We start from the raw sequence: 20604 nt of genomic DNA, 5'->3' as shown, positions 1-20604 counted from the left end.
GGTCAGGAAACTAATTCACGAATCACATGCCCGTGAACATCGGTCAGGCGACGATCGATGCCATTGTGCCGCACCGTGAGCTTTTCATGATCGATCCCCAGCAGATGCAGCATGGTGGCATGGATGTCATATACCAGCGTGGGGTTGTCACGATCGAGTGGCTTGTAGCCCCACTGATCGCTCTCGCCATACGTGATGCCTCCCTTGATGCCACCGCCGCAGAGCCAGTTGGTGAAGACATAGGGATTGTGATCGCGCCCTCTGCCGCCCTGAGTGCTGGGCATGCGGCCGAATTCGGTGGTCCAGAGAATGAGGGTGTCCTCCAGCAAACCACGTTGCTTCAGATCGCGAATGAGTGCGCCCACCGCCTTGGCCATGCCCCAGGCGAGCGGCCCGTGGTCGCGCTCGATGTCTTCGTGTGAGTCCCAGTTGCGTCGTGGGAAGCCGTTGTCGTTGCCGCTCCAGATCTGCACAAAGCGCACGCCGCGCTCCAGCAGGCGCCGTGCAGCGAGACATTTGCGGCCCATGATGTCTGCCTCTTCCGCTGGGTTGATATCCGAGGGCCATGCACTGCCGCCATCCCGGATGCCATACATCTCGCGAATGTAGGCGGGCTCGCGTGAGATGTCGAGTGCCTCAGGCGCTGCGAGCTGCATCTTCGCCGCGAGTTCATAGCTGCGAATGCGAGACTCGAGTCGCGCATCATCCTCGCGGGATGACGCGTGTTGTCGATTCATCTGACCGAGCAGGGAGAGCCCATCTGTCTCCGCGCGCGGAGTGATGTAGCGCCCTGCTTTGTGGGGGAACAGATCGGAAATGGGTGTCTCAGCACCAGGGTAGATAACCGTGCCCGCGTGCTGGGAGGGAAGAAAGGCCGAGTCCCAATTCTTTGGACCATTGGAAGCGAACCCGCGATGATCTGGCAAGACGACGAACGCAGGCAGATTTTCGCTGAGCGATCCAAGTCCGTAGCTCACCCATGAACCCATGCCGGGAAAGCCGGGCAGATTGAACCCGGTCGCTTGCAGCAGTGTGCCTTGGGAATGGACACTGGTCTTGCCGACCAGATTGTGCACAAAAGCTATGTCATCCACGCAATCACCCAGCGGAGCCACCACATCGCTGATCATCTTGCTACAGCGTCCGTATGGGCGGAAGTCCCACACGGGCTTTTTCCATGGACCAAGGCCATTTTGAAATGCTTCCACTTGCTCGCCGAAGTCGGATGCTTCGCCGTGCCGCTTCACCAGCACCGGTTTGTAGTCGAAAAGGTCAATGTGGCTCGCCGCGCCCGCCATGAAGAGCTGGATGACGCGGCGGGCTTTGGGAGGGCGGGTGCAGGCTGATGATGGGCTTGAGGCGAGAAGGCCTTCGCTGCCTAGTAACGAAGCGAGCGCGATGATGCCGAATCCCTGCCCGCTGGTCGAGAGCAGCTCGCGGCGTGTCATCGCGTGTGGGGTGGGGGATGGTAGTTGAGTCATCATTCAGTCCACGAAGTTGAACTCATTCAGATTCATCAGAAGTCGGCAAAGGTTCGCCATGCCATGCTCCTCTGCGTAGGCGGTGAGGGTTGGAATCTCCTCAGTGGTTGCAGGACGGCATAAGGACAGGGCCACGGCGCGCTGCACTTGTGCTTCCTTTCCGCTGGTCTCGCGCTGCACGCGGTTCGCGAAATGGTCAGCCATGGTCACCGTGAGACCGTTGTTCTTGAGCGCGAGCGCCTGAAGCGGACTGATGGATTCATTCCGCTTGTCCACTCGCATGGAGGGATCCGCACAGTCGAGCGTAGTCATGAATGGTTGCTGCTGCGAGCGCACAATGAAGCGGTAGATGCTGCGGCGGTGCGACTTGGGATCGTTCGGGTCGTGGAGGTTGTATTCGTAGTGCGGCGAGTGCTGAGGCTTCTCGATCACGAAGTCCTGGAAGCTGGGCCCGCCCATGGTGAGATCCAGTTTGCCGGCAACGGCGAGCACTGAGTCACGCACACACTCGGCATCGAGCTTGCGGCGGTTCTGCCGCCAGAGCAGCAGATTGTCTCCATCGCGTGCGGCGATGTCGCCTGCGTGTGGAACATGGGAGGACTGCCGGTAGGTGCGGCTCATGACGATGAGCTTGTGGAGCTGTTTCAATGAGCCGTGCATGTCATCGCGGAAGGTGACCGCGAGCCAGTCCAGCAAAGCGGGATTCGTGGGCTTTGCTCCCATGCGTCCGAAGTCATTCGGTGTATCCACCAGCGCCCGCCCGAAATGATGCTGCCACACGCGGTTCACGATGCTGCGCCACGTGAGTGGATTTTCGCGAGCGGTGATCCACCTTGCCAGCGCAGCACGACGTGAACCTTCATCGGCGAGGTCAGAAAGAGTGAAGCGTGCGGGCAGGTGGAATTTGAGCGAAATGGCAGAGATGGCTCCGGGACTCGCCTCTTGGGCGGGAGTCTTTACATCACCGCGCTTCAGGAGATAAATGGGGCGGGGTTTCCCGTTCTGGGCGCCTGTGCCTGCAAATGCTCCAGTCCCGTGGTGTATCGTACCCGCGTACACCACATCAGGCTTGGGAAAAGCAGCTAGTGCCTTGCTGACTTCCGCGAGTTCCTGCTTCATTTGACTCAACTCGCGATGCAATGCTGCATCTCCGAGAGTGGCGAGGAATCGTTCCCGTTCGGCTTGCAACGCGGCGAGGTTCCCGCCTTCGTCCTCCACGGGGGAGATGGCATCCACCAGGTTGACCTTCCTCCAGCGCGGAGGTGCCTCGATGGAATCCAACGCGGTGACGGTGGCGCCCTCGGCCGCATTGTGATTGGCGGTATCGATCGCCTGCACCTCTGCCAGCGCAAAAATGTAGTCATTCTTGCGCGGCGCGAGACGTGTGGCGGTGACGCGAATGAACCGTGCGGTGGCTCCGTTCGTCTGGATGACAATGGGAGAGGTTCCGGGGCTGGGCACATCCTGCGTTTCATGTGCGACGAGGTGAATGACGTCCTTCTGGAACGTCTCGTCATCAGAGGCTTCCACACGATAGCGAAGCGGGAAGCCAAACCCGGCGCCGACGCCGTTGAAGTCGTCATAGCAAGGACGCAGGACCACTTTGTCCAGCACAACACTGCGGCCGAGGTCCACCTGCACCCACTTCACGCTGTCCTGGGTGGGTGCAATGGCGCTGTGGTAACCGAACTCTGCACGCAGGTTGCCTTTGCCTCGTTTCTTTGCGGCCTCGATGTTCTCATTGAGCTTTGCAAGCGTCTGGCCACCGAGTGACGTTAGTTTCTCGTCGACCACTTTTTGCTTCGAAGTCAGATCCCGCTGCCTGGCTTCCAGGGTCGCATAGCGCTTCGTCAGATCGGGATCGGCGAAGTACTTCCTGTCAGCGCGATCGAGGGCGGCGAAGACGGCTTGAAGGGAATAGTAGTCCCCCTGGGAGATGGGGTCGAACTTGTGATTGTGGCACTGTGCGCAGCCCACCGTGAGCGAAGTGAAAGCGCCCATGGTATTCTGCACCATGTCATCCCGATCCAGGTGGCGGGCGATCCTGCCATCGATTTTTGATTCGGGCACCTCAGCATGACCGATGAGATCCCACGGTCCCGCTGCGATGAAGCCCAGTGCCACAATGCTGTCCGCAGTGCCGGGGTGCAGCACATCTCCAGCGATCTGCTCCTCCACGAAACGCTCGTAGGGCTTATCCTCGTTGAAGGCGCGGATCACATAGTCCCGGTACGGCCAGGCATTGAGGCGTGGCTTGTCCTTGTCGTACCCATGGGTCTCGCCGTAGTGCACGAGATCGAGCCAATGACGTGCCCAGCGCTCCCCATATCGAGGTGACGCGAGAAGGCGATCCACGAGCGCTGCATAGTTCTTTTCACGCTGGTCGGCATCCCCCGAAGATTGCTCACGGGCAAATGCCTCGACCTCTTCAGGCGAGGGTGGCAGGCCGATGAGGTCATAACTCAAACGGCGAATCAACGTGCGCGCATCAGCCTCTTGGGCCGGTGCTGCGCGATGCTCGCGAAGTTTGGCCTCCACGATGACGTCAATCGCATTCTGAGTTGAGTCGGGAGAATCTCCATCACGTGGGAGTGGCACTGCCAGTTTCACCAACGGCTTGAAGGCCCACCAATCCATGCGGTCCTCTACCTGAGCCGTGTCGATTCCGTCCGGCCATACAGCGCCTTCATCGATCCACTGCCTGATGGTGGCCACCTCTGCGGCAGTGAGCCGGGTGCCCTTTGCCTTGGGTGGCATCTGGACCTTGTCATCCAGGCCGCTGATGAAAAGAAACAAGGGACTCTCTGCACTCTTCCCGGGCAGGAGATTGGGGGCATGAGCATCGCCGCTGGTGAAAGCTTCCTGCTTCACGTCCAGTCGGAAGCCATTCTTCTGCTTTTCGGTCCCATGGCACTCATGGCAGTGCTTTTCAAAGATGGGTCGCACATCCCGGGTAAAATCCACCGGCGCCGCCAGCAGGGTGGCAGGCAGCATCAAAAACACACTGGGCATCACGGCGCGGAGCATCACCGTTCATTAACGGTCCTTTGGGTGTTCTTTCATGCCACGCGTACGCGTGACACACACAGCGCTGCCCGCCTATACCAGCCCTTCCTTCAGAGCCTTGGCCACGGCGCCGGTGCGGGTGTTCACCTCCAGCTTTTCGTAGATGCGCCGGAGGTAGGTGTCTACCGTGTGCACGCTGAGCTGGAGGCGGTCGGCGATTTCTTTTTTGATCAGCCCCTTCACCATGTGCTGAAGGATCTCCTTTTCACGCTCGCTCAGGCCGTAGTCTGATTTCTTCGGGGCCAGCCGGGAGAACATCTCCAGCACGCGGCGTGCGATGCGCGGGTTCATGGGTGAACCACCATTGAGGGCATCATGAATGGCCTGAACAATCGCGTCCGCCCCCGCGGTCTTCAGAAGGTAGCCCGACGCTCCGGCGCAGATCGCCTGGAAGATTTTTTCATCGTCCTCGAAGACGGTGAGGATGATTATCTGCGCCTTCGGGCAGCGTTCGCGGAAATGGCGGATGCCCTCCAGTCCACTCATGCCCGGCAGGCCCACATCCAGCAGTATTGCATCCGGCTCATCTGCTTTCTCCTTGTTCAGTGCCTGCAGTGCGAGTTCACACGAATCATACTCACGGGAGCAGTGCATGTCCCTTTCGGCATTCAGCACCTTGCCGAGGGTGCGGCGGAAGGGCGCATGATCCTCCACGACCCAGATGTGTTTCTTTTCCTTGGAGTCCATGGAGGTTCAGGCGAGCTGCGCGTTGAGCGTGATGGTGGTGCCTCTGCCGGGCACGGTGGCGAGTTCCATGCGCCCGCGCAAGGCCTCCGCGCGATGCTGCATATTTGCCAGTCCGCTTCCGTCTCCTTTGCGTCGCGCATCGAAGCCGGCGCCATTGTCCTCAATGCGCAGGTCGAAGTTGTGCTCGTCCCACTCTGCCACCATGCGCACCTCCGTGGCTCGTGCGTGCCGTGCGATGTTATGCATGGCCTCCTTGAAGAACAGGAATACATGGCGGTGGAATTCCAGCGACGCGGTGCGGTCTGCTACGGGCTCCTTTACCTGCAACTCCCAGTCGACGCCATGAAGCTGCGCCGCGGCACTCTCCCGCAAGGCCTGCATGAGCCGCAGTAGGGAGGGTTCGCCGCCTTCACGCACGAGCCACAGGATGCCGCGCATGGACTCCGCAGCCTGTTTCGCGGAGCGCTGCATCTCATCGAGAGCCTGGCGCGTCTCTTCACCCAGATCCTGCTGGCGCAATGCCAGCTCACTGGCGAGAGAAATGCTGCCGAGATGGCTGCCTACTTCATCGTGCAGGTCGCGTGCGATGCGCTGGCGCAAAGCCTCCAACTCACGCCGCCTCTCCTGCCTTCCGCGTTGCATCATCGCCAAAGCTGTGGCCAAAGCGAACGTCAGCAACGTTCCTCCGATCCACAGGGCGCGCTCATGAGCAACGGCAAGAGCCGCACTGCGTTCTGCCTCCAGCTTGACGAGTTCCTCCTCCAACTTCACACGCTCGGCAAGTTTCTGGTGCCAGGAAAGAGGTTCCACGAGGCGCCCTTGCGCGACTTCACCATCCACCAGGCGGGTACGGTTCCATGAGCCGGTGTTGGTTTCATCGAGGAATGTGACAGGCATTCCGATGGCCATATTCTTTCCAGAGGAAAGCACTTCCATCTCCGCGAGGGCAAAGACGAAGTCGTCGTTGCGCTGCCAGAGCTGGGTGGCGGTCAGACGTACATAGCGCGCCTGGTGTGGAGCCGTGCAGAAGGTCGCGACATTGTCCGCTGGATTCGGATACTCTGCGTTCGTGTGATCCTCGATCATTTGCGAACTGGCGAAGGTGGCATCATCTGAGCATTCCAGGCGGAACCGACGTGGAAAGCCAAACCCGGGCCGGTCTGGGAAATCCGGTGGGTGCGCGGGATACAAGCGCACCTCCGCAATCGGCATACTGCCGCCCAGATCCACCTGCACCCACTTCGCTGTATCTGCCACGGGCGAGATGCCACTGTGCCAGCCATTGCCGGACGGGTGAGCCGGCTCGGGTATCGCAGGAATACCCAGCGCTGTCCAGCCATCCACGAGGTGTTCGGCAGACCACGTTGGCGGTGTGTCGGTGGATCGCGTGGAAGTTACAGGCGCATGGAGTGCGACGTTGCTGCCTGCAGCGAAGATCATCATCTCGCCAAGGCAGAACATGTACCGGTTCTGGCTGCGCGGCTGGCGAGCGAGCTGCGTTGCACTGAAGCGTACGTATCTCGCTGTGACTCCTTTGCCGTCCGCGACAAACGGCGCTACCTGCGAGGGCTGATCCACACTTGTGCCATCGAAAAGCGTCACGGACTCGGCGAACACCGCATCGCGGGAGGCATCGATGCGAAAGCGTGCCGGCCAGCCGTAGGCACCGGTGCCCTCGGTCGTGGCGCCAAAGTAGGCCGGAATCACCACGATGCTGTCGACGGGCACTTCTTTTCCAAGGTCGACCTGCACCCAGCGCACGGCATCTGCCGTGGGGGAAAAGCCGCTGTGGAATCCCGCGTGCTCATGAGCTTGAGGTGGTGGCAGGGGCGGCTTCGACGCCAGATCCACGCTCGTGAGACCACGCCGGTGATCGATGGCGGTGAGTTGATCATTGAGCAGCGACCACACGTCCGCCTGTGCGGCAGGTGCTGCGGCACAGAAAAGCAAGGAGAGGGAAATGGAGCGGCAAGTACTGAGCACGCAGGGCTATGGATACGCCACGGAAGAGGTGGCACTTGTCACTTCATTGGGGTGTGACTCATAACGACCCGCAGTGCATCCGTCAGAGATCACTCAGGTCCGATGTTTTTCCCGGTGAACGAAAATCGCAGGTTTCCATCCTTGAGGATGCGGACGTTCACATCTGCCGTGTCAGACAGTTTGGTGTAGACCACCCTTCTTCCGGCCACGAATGCTTCCGGAGGGTCTGTATCTGTGCCAGGAGTGGTGATGCCGCCCGAAATGGGGAAGTCATGATCAGGAGCACCCCATGCAGCCAGGAGCTCGGCTTCTGTGAAGATGCGCTCAGTGAGGAGAAACAATCTCGCGGACTCCTCGGTCGTGACATTGGCAAAGAAGGTAGCGCGTAGGGACTTGGGAGCACGGCGCCCACAGAATGGGCAGTGGTAGAGAGGCATCGTTCCCTGCCCATTCGAGCACTGCAGATGAAATTCATTCATCTGACCGTCGAAGGTGATGGGAACCTCGGGATCTTTGGCGGCGTTTTCAAGCCAGTGGCATTTGCAGAAGCGTTGGAAGAGCGACATGGCCAGTGTGGTTCGCAGTAGGTTGGTGGTAAGTTACTGCCGAGACGGGGAAGCTTTCATCTCTCGGATGGAAAGGAACCAGGGTGCTCCGTAGCCTTGCATTCATATTTTGTCGACCCTGTGAAAATCTCCTTGCCCACCGATTACATTTGTGATCAAATGGCGAATATTACGAACGTAATCCAAATCGTCTCCTGTATGCCGTCCCCGCGCTCCAAGTCCGCCGCCACGAAACCTGCCGCCTCCGTCCCCTCCATCTCGGATGCGGAATGGGTGGTGATGACGGAGTTCTGGCGGGCAGGCGAAGCGACAGCGAAGCAGATCGTCGCTGCGCTGGAGGGCAGGCAGCATTGGAAACCGCGCACGGTGCAGTCGCTCATCAATCGACTCGTGCAGAAGCAGGCGCTTGGTTTCCGTCAGGAGGGGCGCGAGTACATTTATCATCCGCTGGTGGATGAGGCCCAGTGCGTGCATGAGGCGAGCAAGACCTTTGTCGACCGTGTATTTGGAGGCCGGCTCGCACCGCTGCTGGCCTGCTTCCTGGAACGTGAAGAAGTCACACCGAAGGAGCTCGAGGAGATGCGGCGCCTGTTGAAAGGAGACAAGAAATGAACCTGCCGGACTCTTTCATGACGGGACTCAGTGCCGTCGCTGCCTGGGCGTGGGATACTTCGCTCATCATCCTGCTGCCCGCTCTAGTGGTGCTGGTGCTGGGGCGCTGGCAGGATTTTCCCGCGCGCTGGCGTGGCTGGCTGGCGGCGATTGTGTTGATTCGTCTGCTGCTGCCCTGGGTGCCGGAGGTTTCGTGGCGGCCAGCCTGGGCGGCACCGTTGCAGACCGCGCAGATGACTGCGGATGGAAATGAGCAGAAGGTGGCGCCCGCTGTGGCGGACATCCTGCGAGGACGCGAGTCAGCGGGTGACGAGCGGCTCGCTGTGGAGCGTGTAGATGCAGAGGTCACCCCCGTGGCTGTTGCAGAAACCTTTCGCATGCCTTCCGTGGCTACCATCGTCGTGTGGTTGTGGTTGGCGGGTGTCGTGGTGGTGAGTGCGTGGATTCTGTATTCGCATGGGGTGCTGCACCGTTTGGTCACCCGTTTCCGCGTGCGCACGGATGCAGAACTCTATCGCGATCTTGAATGGTGTACCGAGCGCATGGGCGTGACGCGGAAGTGTGGCATCTGGGTGGTGCGTGGGCTTCCCACCGTCGCTGTGCATGGGTGGTGGCGGCCGGTGATTCTGGTGCCGGAAGGGTTGCGCCAGCGATTCAGCACGGAGGAGATTCGCGGCATGTTCTTGCATGAGCTGGCGCACGTGCGGCGGGGCGATCTGATGTGGAGCCGTCTCCTGCTCGCCGTTTGCGCGCTGCATTGGTTCAATCCTCTCGTGTGGTTGCTCGCCCGCCGTATGCGGGCGGACGCCGAGCTGGAGTGCGACCGCATTGCGCTGGAAAAGCTCAGCCACACCCAGCGCAGCCACTATGGCGAGGCACTGCTGAAGACTCTCGAGAATAGCATGGCGAGCGTGCCTGTGCCTGCCGTGCCGTTCTTCCGTCATACCAAGGAAATCCAAACTCGCATCCAAATGATCGCCCTGCCCCGCTCCTCTGCCGTGGCCCGTTATGCGGCCCTTCTGATTGTACCTGCATTGGCGTGCCTCACTTTCACGACTGCCAGCCGCGCGGACGATGAGAAAGCGAAGCCTGCCGAAGAAAAAGCCAAAGGTGATGGCGAGCAGGCCAAGACAGGTCCCCGCGATGGTGAGCAGGCGAGAACGGGACCGCGCGACGGAGAGGCCGGGAAGGAGGGTCCTCGCGATGGAGAAGCGAAGAAATCCGGGCCTCGTGATGGGGAACAAAAGAAGACAGGTGCACGTGACGGCGAGGGCAAGAAGTCAGGTCTCCGTGATGGCGAAGGAAAGAAATCCGGCGCGCGCGACGGTGAAACAAAAAAGACCGGACCTCGTGATGGAGAGGCCCAGAAAGCAGAGGCGCGTGACGGTAAGATCCCTGATGATAAAATTCTGGTGATGCGGTTGATCGACAAGGGCGAAAAAGTTGCCATTGGGGACGAGACGATACCGATTGGGAAGCTGCGTGGCTATTTGCACCAGCACGGTGCTGGCATGACCCTGTTGATGCAGGGCGACCCTGATGTGCCTGCCAAAGCCGTGCTTGAGGTTGTTGATGCGGCACGTGACAATCACGTCAAGATGTTCTCGTCCCTCCCCGATGAAGATGGTCGAGAAACGAAAAAGCCATCCGGGGAGCGTTGAGGCCCGGTCCCTCTGTAAGCTGCTAGTCTCTCTGACTGTCTGAAAACGCACCACCATGCGCACCCGATCTGTCGCATCCGCGTTGCTACTTCTCTTGGCAGCCAACACCTGTGGTGTCGGTTCCCTTCAAGCACTGCCGCCAACGCGCGACAACGTGACCCAGGCGCTGAAGCGTGCGGTGGCGTTCTATCATCAGAAGGCGGCGTCGCACGGCGGGTATGTGTACCGCTACAGCGCGGACTTCACCCTGCGTGAGGCGGAGGGCATTCCCGCGCCGGATACCATCTGGATCCAACCTCCCGGCACGCCGGCGGTGGGAGAGGCCGTTCTCGAAGTGTTTCTCGCCACCGGTGACGACGCGTGCCTGAAGGCTGCCACGGATGCCGCGCATGCGCTCTCGCGCACGCAGCTTGCCTCAGGTGGGTGGGACTACTCCGGACACTTCGCTGAAGGTACACGCGCCAAGGTGCTCTATAGACGTGATGCGGGAGGGAAACTTTTGGATCGCAGCAAGGCTCCTAGGGGCGAGGCAGGCTGGCACATCTGGCGCGAGCGTAAGTACAAGGACACCAATTACTCCACGCTGGATGATGACGTGACGCAGAGTGCCGTGCGTCTGCTGGTGAGAGTGGATCAGGCTCTGGAGTTCAAGGATGAAGAGATCCACGAAGCTGCGCTCTATGCCCTTGATGCGTTGGTGAAGGCGCAGTATCCCTGCGGTGCATGGTCGGCGAGTTTTGATGTGTATCCCGAGAAGCAGGCGGATGCCACACGCTATCCTGTGAAGCAGGCGTCCTATCCCTCCTCGTGGTCGCGCACGTGGCCGAAGGACTTCACCGGGTGCTACGTCACGAATGACAATATGCATGCCACGTTGATCCGCACGCTCCTGCTTGCGGGACAGACCTATAAGGAGCCGCGCTACATCGATGCTGCGAAACGTGCGGGAGATTTCCTCCTGCTGGCTCGGATGCCGGATCCCCAGCCAGCCTGGGGGCAACAATATGATGCGAACATGCAGCCGGTGTGGAGCCGCGCGTTCGAGCCACCGGCCATCAGTGGACGGGAGTCGCAGGCGGTCATGTGGTCCTTGCTCACGCTGACCGCAGCGACGGGAGAAAAGAAATACCTGCAGCCACTGCCTGCGGCCATCAGCTATCTGGGAAAATCGAAACTACCGGAGGGCAAGCTCGCGCGGTTCTACGAGTTGCAGACGAACAAGCCGCTCTACTTCAAACGTGGTCCCGGTGGCAAAGGTCATGAGCTCACGTATGACGATGACCGCACCGCCTCGAACTACGGCTGGAAGTGGGATCCGGAGTTGGATGGCATTCAGCGTACGATGCAGCGGCTGCAATCCGGCGGCGTTCCACAGGGGCTCTACCAGCTTCCACCACTCACCACGCCTACGGACTCAGAGGCAGGCGAGATTCTGGCGAGCATGAATAGCCAGGGGGCGTGGGCGGAGACGAAGGATGACCGCGGCATCATGCGCAACGCGGAGGGGAAGAAGACCAGCCCGCCCGGTGGTGTGCTGCACAGTGAGACTTTTGTGAAGAATGTCCGCCAGCTCTGCCTCTGGCTGAAATCCAAACCGCGCTGACTTCCATGCATGCGTCTTTGTTATTGAAGGTGACCAGAGGGGTGGCCTTGGGCTCGCTGTTGGCGGCATCGTCCGTCGTGGCGCGTGACAAAGAGGCTGTGTCGTGGGCGTTTCGTCCGCTCTACCGACCCGTGGCGCCCAAGGTCGAGCGCGAGAACTGGATCCGTGATGATCTCGATCGCTTCATCCTCGTGAAGCTGGAGGAAAAAAAGATTTTGCCAAATCTGGATGCGGAGCGTGCCGTGCTGCTGCGACGCGCCACCTTTGATCTCACTGGCCTGCCGCCCACGGAGAAGGAGCTTGAGGACTTCCTGCGTGATCCGGCCAATGACGATCAGGCTTTTGCAAAGGTGGTGGATCGCTTGTTGCAGTCACCGCGCTTTGGCGAGCGGTGGGGACGCCACTGGCTGGATGTGGTGCGCTATGCGGACAGCGTGGGCCGCACCATGAATGCCGCGTTCCCCTTCGCGCGACGTTATCGGGATTATGTGATCGATGCCTTCAACAAGGACAAGCCGTACAACCGTTTCATTGCGGAACAGCTTGCGGGCGATCTGCTGCCTGCTGCTACACCGCAGGAGAGGTCGGAGAACACCATCGCCACCGGCATGCTCACCATGGCCTCGCTCGATCTATCCGATGGCGGCGAACTCTTCCGTATGGATCAGGTGGATGATCAGATCGATGTCACTACGCGTGCCTTCTTCGGTCTCACGGTGGCGTGTGCGCGATGCCATGATCACAAGACAGATGCCATCACACAACGGGACTACTACGCGCTCGCAGGCATCTTTTATAGTAGCGAGACCTGGCAGGGGCAGCGCCCCAAGGGAGATCTCGGCGCGAACGGTTATGTCGATGTGGATGCCCTGGTGCGCGTACCTGCGGCTGGAACGGAGGTAGCCGCTAATACATCAGGGAAGAGCGGCGTCGCATCGTCTTCCAGTTCCGGTAGCGACGACAGCAGCATGATGGACATGCAGATGAACAACGGACGCTATCCTGTGTTCTACCGCTTTGATCCCGCTCGCGCCATGGGCTTGGCGGAGGGTGAGCCGCAGGACTGTCCCTTGGCCATCAAAGGAGACGCGTACAATCGCGGTGAGGCACCGAAGCGTGGTGAGTTACAGATTCCCATGCTGCCTCCGCTGCCGGTGATTCCGGAGAAGGCGAGTGGCCGGCTGGAGCTCGCGAAGTGGATCTCCACGCCGAATCATCCACTCACTTCACGTGTGATGGTGAACCGTATCTGGCAGCACCTCTTTGGTCGCGGCATCGTGCGCAGCGTGGATGATTTCGGCCGCACCGGTGAAGAGCCCACGCATCCGGAACTGCTGGATCATCTCGCCGTGCGCTTTGTGGAGAATAGCTGGTCTGTGAAGCAGATGATCCGCAGCATCATGCTGAGCCGTACCTACCGGCTCAGCAGCAAGGGAGATGCGGCGAAGGAAGAACTCGATGGCGGGAATGATTATTTCTGGCGCATGAACCTGCGTCGGTTGGAAATGGAAGCCATTCGCGACTCCATGTTCTTCGTCGCGGGAGAGTTGAAGTTTGAGCGTCCAGAGGGAACGCAGGTGGCGGGCTACGGAGGGAAGGGGAAGGAAGCGAGACTGCGCAGTCTGACGCCGGATGATGAGCCGTGCCGTACTGTGTATCTGCCGGTGCTGCGCTCCCTGCTCACGCCTATGCATGAGACCTTCGACTTTCCTGATCCGAGCCAGATCAAAGGACAGCGCGAAGTCACCACCGTGGCGCCGCAGGCCTTGTTCTTCCTGAATGGGGAACTCTCCGCTTCGCTCGCGCGCGCTGCTGCCGAGCGTCTGCTGGAGGAAGAACACAAGGACGATGCCGCGCGCGTGCAGGTCGCCTACATCCGTGTTCTAGGGCGCAAGCCGGACGTCGCGGAAGTCACCGCAGCCCGTGACATGATGAAGGCGCTCGATGCCTCCTTAGGCTCCGCCCGCTGGGCCATCCTCATCCAGGCGCTCATGAGCAGCGCCGAGTTCCGCTATCTCCTCTAGTTCGATTCGATCTGAAATTTGAGATCTCAAATTTGAAATCCCAATTCCATGAACACCTGCTCGAACATTTCCCTCGCCACTACGCGTCGTGGCTTCCTGCAGAGCACCAGCGCCGGGTTTGGCTGGCTGGCATTCTCCGCACTGAATGGGTGGCAGCTTCAGGCGGAGCAGAAGTCGGGGTATGTGAATCCCCTGGCGCCCAAGAAACCGCATCATGCTCCCAAGGCGAAGCGGGTCATCTTCCTCTACATGCAGGGTGGACCCAGCCATCTGGATACCTTCGATTGGAAGCCGGAGATCGCGGACCGCGAAGGTGGTCCGAGTGGAGCGATTCTGGGTTCACGCTTCAAGTTCGAGCCACGCGGGAAAAGTGGCATCATGATCTCCGAGGCCTTTCCGGAACTTTCGATGCATGCGGATGATCTCTGCCTGCTGAATGGCTGCACGACGCGCACGCCTTCGCATCAACAGGCAACGGTTGCCTTGCACACGGGGAATGAAATGTTCGTCCGCCCCTCCATGGGCGCGTGGACCGTCTATGGTCTCGGCACCGAGGCGCAGGATTTGCCCGGCTTCATCACTATCGACCCACCGCATGATCAGGGCGGCGCGATGAATTATGGCTCGGCCTTCCTGCCCGCCACCTATCAAGGCACGCGCATCAGCGGCGGTCAGCGTGGCCTGCCGAATCTGGAGCCGTTGCTCTCGTATGAAAACCAGCGAACGCAGGTGGACTTCATGCAGAAGCTGAACCGCCGCCTGCTCACGCAACATGATCCGTCCAATCCCGAGTTGGAAGGCGTGATCCAGTCCATGGAGATGGCCTGCCAGATGCAGACCTCGGTGCCTAGCGTGCTCGACCTTTCCAAGGAGCCGGATTCGATGAATGCGCTCTACGGCCTCGATAATGCCGCCTCCGAGCGTTTTGGTACACAATGCCTCACGGCAAGACGACTCGCGGAGAAGGGCGTGCGCTTCATCCAAATCACGCACACCGGCTGGGACCATCACAACAACCTTCGCAAGAACCTCGGCAGTCGCGCCGAATCCATCGACAAGCCCATCGCCGGTCTCATCACCGACCTGAAGCAGCGCGACATGCTGAAGGACACCCTCATCCTATGGGGCGGGGAATTCGGCCGCACGCCCAACGATGACAAAGGCGACGGTAATGGTCGCGGGCACAATGCCACCGGCTTCACCATGTGGATGGCCGGAGGTGGCGTGAAGGGTGGCATGCGCCACGGCGCCACGGACGAAACCGGCAAGACTGCCGTCGAAGGCAAGATGGATACCCACGACGTCCACGCCACCATCCTCCACCTCCTTGGCCTCGATCACGAGATCCTGACCTACAAATACGCAGGCCGCGACTTCCGCCTCACCGATGTGCATGGGCGCGTGGCGATGGAGATTGTGTCCTGATGTCGCACTCTTGTGCGCAAGGCATGCAATCCCTTTGCTGCTTCGCTGCTTTGCGTTAAACCTTCCGTTGGCTGCCAGTGCCAACGCATGTCTCTTGAGCCCGACGCCCTCACGGCCCGCTTCCTCACCTTCATGGAAGTGGAGCGGAATGCGTCGCCGCGCACGCTGGAGAACTACCGGCATGCGCTGGATACCTTCCGCACGGGGCATCGCGGCTTCACCTCATGGGAGGCGCTGACGGCGGATGACTTCCGGCGTTACCTCTTTGAGCAGATGAAGGCGGAGTTGGGCCGGGCAACCATCCGGCTGCACTTCGCGGCGCTGCGTTCGTTCTTCAAGTTTCTGACGCGGCGGGATGGGTTGGTGAAGAATCCACTCCTGGAAGTGCAGCTCCCCAAGCAGGAGAAGAAGCTGCCGGTCACGCTGACGGTAAGCCAGGTCACCTCCATGCTCGACCTGCCGATGGTGACCCCGAAGGAGAAGCAGGCTCCCGCGTGGGCACCGGAGCGGGATTCGGCCATTTTGGAGATGTTCTACAGCACCGGCGTGCGCATCAGCGAACTCGCCGGCATGAACGTGGAGGACATGGATGTGTACACCGAGACCGTGAAGGTACTGGGGAAGGGGAGGAAACAACGCCTGTGTCCCATGGGCGAGCCTGCGGTGAAGGCGGTGCAGCGCTACCGCAGCAAGGCGGGTGTGCATGACGGCCCCCTTTTCCGCAGCAAGGTGGGGAAGCGCATGACTGTGCAGGCTATCACGGACATCGTGAAAAAATACTGCCGCCTCGCCGGGGTGCCGGTGAACGTGACGCCGCACAAGTTCCGTCACAGTTTTGCCACTCATTTGCTCGATAATGGCGCGGACCTTCGCAGCGTGCAGGAACTCCTGGGCCACGCCAGCTTGAGCACCACGCAGATCTACACCCAGGTGACCACGGAGCGGATGAAAAAGGTCTATGAAGGGGCGCATCCCCGAGCTAACAAGATCTCTTAGCAGAGGCTAGGGGTCGCATTTTACCTGCCCCACACGTCCATTGAGCCCAGACGCTGCAACCTTGCCATCGCTCGGTGCGTAGGTTTTGGTCCCCCCAACCCCTTCCTGATGACTCGATTCCTAACATTCCTTGCGCTTGCAGGAGTGGCAGGCTTGCTCGCCTCGTGCGAAAAGCCGGTCGCTCAAGCTGCGGTACAGACGCCCCCAAATGTCACCGTGGCCATCCCGGTGCAGAAGCGACTCAAGGAATGGGATCATTACGTGGGACGTTTGGCTGCGCCGGAGACGGTGCATATCCGTGCGCGAGTTTCCGGGTATCTGGACAAGATTCACGTGAAGGACGGGGCGGATGTGAAGGCAGGAGACTTGCTTTTCACCATCGATCCGCGCAGCTACAAGGCCACCGTGGATCGGGCCGCTGCGGAACTGGACCGCGCGAAGACACGGTTGGAGCTGGCTGCGAGCGAGGCCAAGAGGGCCGAGGGACTTGTGGCTGCGAAGGCCATCTCCGCGGAAGACTTCGAGCAACGCGTGAACACACGCCGCGGCGTGGATGCTGAGGTGCGCGCTGCCACAGCCGCCTTGGAGCTGGCGAAAATTGACCTCGACCACACGGAAGTCCGTGCGCCCATCGCGGGCCGCATCAGCGATGCCCGTGTGCGCGAAGGCAACCTGATCATTGGTGACGACTCCAACAACTCCACCCTGCTCACGACGGTGGTGAGTGTGGACCCCATCTACTGCTTCTTTGAAGTGGATGAGCGTTCCTCGCTCAAGTACCGCGAACTCTACAAGCAGGGAAAGAGAGACAGTGCGCTCTTCGGAGAGGTGGAAGCAGAAATGGAACTGCACATTGAAGAGGGATATCCGCACAAGGGTGTGGTGGAGTTTGTGGACAATGAGGTCTCTCCCAACACCGGCACCATCCGCTGCCGCGCGAAGTTTCCCAATGCGGACCGTCTGATGGCGCCTGGCTATTTCGCGCGGATTCGCGTGCCGGGGACTGGTGTCATCGACGCGCTGCTGGTGCGTGACAGCGCTATCGGCAGCGACCAGGGGCAGCCCTTCGTTTATGTCGTGGACGCGGAGGGTGTGGCGCACTTCCGCACCATTGAGACCGGCGCGCTGGAGGATGGATTGCGGATTGTGCGCAGCGGGTTGAAACCGGGCGAGCGCATTGTGATCAATGGCCTGATGGCGGTGCGCAACAACACCAAGGTCAATGCCCAGGAATCACCCATGCCGTGGCCGGCGGAGGAGACGAAGTAAAGGACTGCGCCGACCATGAATCTCCCCCGCTTCTTTGTCGACCGTCCCATCTTCGCCGCGGTACTGAGCATCGTCATCACCCTGCTGGGTGTCCTGGCGTACTTCGCGCTGCCGATTTCCCAGTATCCGGAGGTAGCGCCTCCCACCGTGGTAGTGTCCGCCACGTATCCCGGTGCCAATGCACAAACGCTGGCTGAGACTGTTGCTGCTCCACTGGAGCAGGAGATCAACGGGGTGGAGAACATGCTCTACCTCTCCTCCTCCAGCACGAGTGACGGAAGGCTGCAAATAACCATCACCTTCAAGCTGGGCACAAATCTCGACCAGGCACAGGTGCTGGTGCAGAACCGCGTGAATGCAGCTCTGCCGCGACTGCCCGAGGACGTGCGCCGCTTGGGCGTCACGGCGCAGAAGCGCTCGCCGGACCTCACGATGTCCGTGCAGTTCTATTCGCCAGATGAATCGCGCGATACCTTCTACCTCGCCAACTACGTGGCGCTGCAGGTGCAGAACCGCATTGCGCGTCTCCCCGGCGTGGCGGAGGCCTCCACGCTTGGCGGGCTTGATTACAACATGCGGCTCTGGCTGGATCCGGACAAGCTCGCCAGTCGCAACCTTACAGCCGGTGACTTTGTGCGAGCGGTGCGTGAGCAGAACGTACAGGTTGCCGCGGGCCAGCTCGGCCAGCAGCCGACGCCAAACGGGACGGAGTTTCAATACACGCTGACCACGCGCGGCCGCCTGATCAACCCCGAGGAGTTTGAGAACATCGTGGTGCGTACCGGCGAGCACGGCCACGTGATCCGGGTGAAGGACGTCGCGCGCGTGGAACTGGGCGCGCGGGACTACTCCGTGAAGAGCTACATGGACGGGAAGAACGCGATCTCCCTCCGTGTGTTCCAGCTTCCCGGCAGCAACGCCCTGGACACGGCCGATGCCGTGTACGCGGAGATGGCGAAGATCAAGGAACGCTTCCCTCCGGGCGTGGACTATCGCATCAACTACGACCCGACGAAGTTCGTGCGCGATTCGATGCACTCCGTTTATGCGACGTTGGGAGAAGCGGTGCTTCTCGTGGTGCTGGTGGTGATCCTGTTCCTGCAGAGCTGGCGTGCGAGCCTCATTCCCCTGCTGGCCGTGCCTGTGTCCCTCATCGGCACGCTGGCGGTCATGTTGATGTTTGGATTCTCGCTGAACAATCTCTCCCTCTTCGGGTTGGTGCTGGCCATCGGCATCGTGGTGGATGACGCTATCGTGGTGGTGGAGAATGTGGAGCGGTACCTGGCGAAAGGATTCCACCCGCGGGAGGCCACCTTGCGAGCGATGAAGGAGGTGACCGGGCCGGTCATTGCCGTGGCGCTGGTGCTGTGCGCCGTGTTCGTGCCGACGGCCTTCCTCGGCGGCATCACGGGCCGGTTCTACCAGCAGTTCGCACTTACCATTGCGGTGTCCACGGTGATCTCCGCGCTGAATTCGCTCACGCTTTCACCGGCGTTGTGCGCACTTCTCTTGAAGCACAAGGAGGAGCATGGCGCGGGTGAGAAACCGGTGCGCAAGTTCTGGCCGTTCCGCCTGATCGGAGCGTTCTTCGATGGCTTCAACCGGGTCTTCGACAAGCTGTCTAATTTCTATGGCAGCACTGTCGCGCGCCTCACTCGCATGGCTTTTATCATGCTGGTAGTGTATGGCGGGTTGATCCTTTCCGCGGGCTGGTTGTTCAAGAAGGTGCCCACCGGTTTCATTCCCGTGCAGGACATGGGTTACTTCCTGGTGGTGATCCAGCTTCCGGACGGTGCATCGTTCAATCGCACGGATGCCGTGACCAAGCGTGTGGATGCGATCGCACGCGAGATTCCCGGTGTGGACCACACCTTTGCCATCGTGGGCTACTCGTCGGTGCTCCAGGCGAACCAGTCGAATGTGGGTGCGGCGTTCATCATTCCCAAGCCGTTCAAGGAACGCAAAGACGCATCCCAGCATGTGAGTGCCCTCATGGCGGAGTTGAAGAAGCGCACGGCAGGCATCCAGGAAGCTCGCGTGTTGATTCTCCCGCCACCGCCACTGCGTGGCCTGGGAAATGCCGGCGGCTTCAAGGTGCAGGTGCAGGATTTGGATAACGCGGGCTTTCCTGCGCTACAAGGCGCCACGCAAAAGCTGGTGGATGCCATCAGCAAGGAGCCGGGGTTCCTTTCCATCATCACCGGCTTCCGTTCGAATGCGCCGCAGTACTACGTGGACATCGACCGGCAGGCGGCGAAAAACATGGGGGTGCCGCTCAATGAGCTGAATGAGACCATGCAGGTGTACCTGGGGTCCATGTATGTGAATGACTTCAATCTCTTCGGCCGCACCTGGCAGGTTACTGCTCAGGCGGAGCCGCAGGATCGCGTGAAGCCGGAAGACGTCACCCGACTGAAAACACGAAACCGTGACGGAGATCTCGTGCCACTCGGCGCGATGGTGAAGGTGACGAAGATTGGCGGCGTGGATCGTGTGCAGAGGTACAACATGTTCACCAGTGCGGACATCAACGGGAACATCGGCCCGGAGATCAGCTCCGGTGAAATGATCGACACGGTGCAACGCCTGGCGAAGGAGCATCTGCCGTCGGGCTTCGACATCGAGTGGACGGACCTGACGTATCAGCAGATCCTGGCGGGGAATACGATCATGTTCGTCTTCCCGCTGTGCGTGCTCTTCGTGTTCCTGGTGCTGTCTGCCCAGTACGAGAGCTGGCTGCTGCCGCTGGCGGTGATTCTGATTGTGCCAATGTGTTTGCTCAGCGCCATCGGCGGGGTCTGGCTGCGCGGGCAGGATAACAATCTCTTCACACAGATTGGCCTTGTGGTGTTGATTGGTCTGGCGGCGAAGAACGCGATCCTGATCGTGGAGTTTGCCCGGCAGCGTCAGGAGGCGGGGGAGGATCGCTTCAAGGCTGCGGTGGAAGCCTGCCGTCTGCGTCTGCGCCCCATTTTGATGACCAGCTTCGCCTTTATTCTTGGTGTACTGCCGCTCGTGCTGGCGAGAGGTGCCGGCGCGGAAATGCGCCAGGCGCTGGGTACGGCGGTGTTCTACGGGATGATCGGCGTCACGTTCTTCGGCCTCATCTTCACGCCGGTGTTCTACGTGATCATCGCGAAGTTCATGAAGCCGCGGCATACTCCCGCAGAGACCAGGGAGATTGCGGGGGAGATTTCGTGAATTGGCGAACTGGAGTTTCGGGCCTGCCGG

At 60.4% G+C, this 20604-nt stretch carries 13 protein-coding genes; 8 read left to right on the top strand and 5 right to left on the bottom strand.

The window, feature by feature from the left end; translation table 11 throughout:
• Window positions 1-2: 2 nt before the first annotated feature.
• The 5 genes from G5S37_RS26965 to G5S37_RS26945 all read right to left on the bottom strand — a co-directional run bounded on the left by G5S37_RS26965 (window position 3) and on the right by G5S37_RS26945 (window position 7783).
• The gene (locus G5S37_RS26965) at window positions 3-1448 is read right to left on the bottom strand and encodes a DUF1501 domain-containing protein (protein WP_165208476.1); all 1446 of its coding nucleotides are present in this window, start codon (window positions 1446-1448) and stop codon (window positions 3-5) included.
• Between the two features lie 36 nt (window positions 1449-1484).
• The gene (locus tag G5S37_RS26960; RefSeq protein WP_240914724.1) at window positions 1485-4508 is read right to left on the bottom strand and encodes a DUF1553 domain-containing protein; all 3024 of its coding nucleotides are present in this window, start codon (window positions 4506-4508) and stop codon (window positions 1485-1487) included.
• Window positions 4509-4580: 72 nt separating this feature from the next.
• Window positions 4581-5234 (bottom strand): response regulator transcription factor, encoded by a 654-nt coding sequence (locus G5S37_RS26955; RefSeq protein ID WP_165208474.1) that lies wholly within the window; start codon window positions 5232-5234, stop codon window positions 4581-4583.
• 6 nt (window positions 5235-5240) lie between these two features.
• Window positions 5241-7217, bottom strand: coding sequence for a discoidin domain-containing protein (locus G5S37_RS26950; RefSeq protein WP_165208472.1), 1977 nt, complete (start codon window positions 7215-7217; stop codon window positions 5241-5243).
• 89 nt (window positions 7218-7306) lie between these two features.
• Entirely contained in the window at window positions 7307-7783 is a 477-nt protein-coding gene (locus tag G5S37_RS26945; RefSeq protein WP_165208470.1) for a hypothetical protein, read from the bottom strand.
• Between the two features lie 198 nt (window positions 7784-7981).
• Between G5S37_RS26945 and G5S37_RS26940 the strand changes: the two genes are divergently transcribed.
• The 8 genes from G5S37_RS26940 (at window position 7982) to G5S37_RS26905 (ending at window position 20574) form a co-directional block, all read left to right on the top strand.
• Window positions 7982-8395, top strand: coding sequence for a BlaI/MecI/CopY family transcriptional regulator (locus G5S37_RS26940; protein ID WP_165208468.1), 414 nt, complete (start codon window positions 7982-7984; stop codon window positions 8393-8395).
• Window positions 8392-10056 carry a M56 family metallopeptidase gene (locus tag G5S37_RS26935; RefSeq protein ID WP_165208466.1) on the top strand — a complete coding sequence of 555 codons (1665 nt, stop codon included), beginning with the start codon at window positions 8392-8394 and terminating at the stop codon, window positions 10054-10056. The genes G5S37_RS26940 and G5S37_RS26935 overlap by 4 nt, the downstream gene beginning before the upstream one ends.
• Before the next feature lie 55 nt (window positions 10057-10111).
• Window positions 10112-11659 carry a pectate lyase gene (locus tag G5S37_RS26930; protein WP_165208464.1) on the top strand — a complete coding sequence of 516 codons (1548 nt, stop codon included), beginning with the start codon at window positions 10112-10114 and terminating at the stop codon, window positions 11657-11659.
• A gap of 47 nt (window positions 11660-11706) precedes the next feature.
• Entirely contained in the window at window positions 11707-13683 is a 1977-nt protein-coding gene (locus tag G5S37_RS26925) for a DUF1549 and DUF1553 domain-containing protein (protein WP_206026164.1), read from the top strand.
• Window positions 13684-13731: 48 nt separating this feature from the next.
• On the top strand, window positions 13732-15108 hold the full coding sequence (locus tag G5S37_RS26920) for a DUF1501 domain-containing protein (protein WP_165208460.1): 1377 nt from the start codon (window positions 13732-13734) through the stop codon (window positions 15106-15108).
• Window positions 15109-15195: 87 nt separating this feature from the next.
• Window positions 15196-16104 (top strand): site-specific tyrosine recombinase/integron integrase, encoded by a 909-nt coding sequence (gene xerA / locus G5S37_RS26915; protein ID WP_165208458.1) that lies wholly within the window; start codon window positions 15196-15198, stop codon window positions 16102-16104.
• A 153-nt stretch (window positions 16105-16257) separates the two neighbouring features.
• A complete protein-coding gene (locus G5S37_RS26910; RefSeq protein ID WP_165208456.1) occupies window positions 16258-17373 on the top strand; it encodes an efflux RND transporter periplasmic adaptor subunit in 1116 nt (371 codons plus the stop codon).
• A 15-nt stretch (window positions 17374-17388) separates the two neighbouring features.
• Window positions 17389-20574, top strand: a complete 3186-nt coding sequence (locus tag G5S37_RS26905; RefSeq protein ID WP_165208454.1) for a multidrug efflux RND transporter permease subunit — start codon at window positions 17389-17391, stop codon at window positions 20572-20574.
• Window positions 20575-20604: the final 30 nt, after the last annotated feature.

This window comes from Roseimicrobium sp. ORNL1 (genome assembly GCF_011044495.1).
Lineage (GTDB): Bacteria > Verrucomicrobiota > Verrucomicrobiia > Verrucomicrobiales > Verrucomicrobiaceae > Roseimicrobium.
This window is presented reverse-complemented; position numbering and strand designations above follow the sequence as displayed.